This window comes from Achromobacter sp. SIMBA_011, assembly GCF_046535435.1.
Lineage (GTDB): Bacteria > Pseudomonadota > Gammaproteobacteria > Burkholderiales > Burkholderiaceae_B > Achromobacter > Achromobacter dolens.
Map to the genome: position 1 here is coordinate 1 of NZ_JAWRWN010000875.1, position 253 is coordinate 253.

The following is a 253-nucleotide window of genomic DNA, read 5'->3' on the forward strand; positions in this document are numbered from 1 at the left end:
GTCATGCGGTTTCTGTCGTCCGATCAAATGCAACAGGCACTCGACCTGGCAACGCCGGCAAAGCACGCGATCGTCGAGAAGCTTTTCTCGCTCCTGCCCGGGAAGATCGCCGAATCCGGCAAGATCCAGTTTTGCAGTCCCAGCGGTGCGGATGGCGTCGAAGCGGCTGTCAAGCTGACCAAGCACTATACGGGCCGCTCGACGATCATGGCGTTCCACGGCGCCTACCACGGCATGACGGCCGGCGCACTCG

1 protein-coding gene is annotated in these 253 nt (G+C 62.1%); it reads left to right on the top strand.

Annotated features, from left to right (window positions below; all coding sequences use genetic code 11):
- Positions 1 to 27 precede the first annotated feature (27 nt).
- Positions 28 to 253: aminotransferase class III-fold pyridoxal phosphate-dependent enzyme (locus SB816_RS33510; RefSeq protein ID WP_410548442.1), on the top strand; the 226-nt coding region annotated here is incomplete at its 3' end.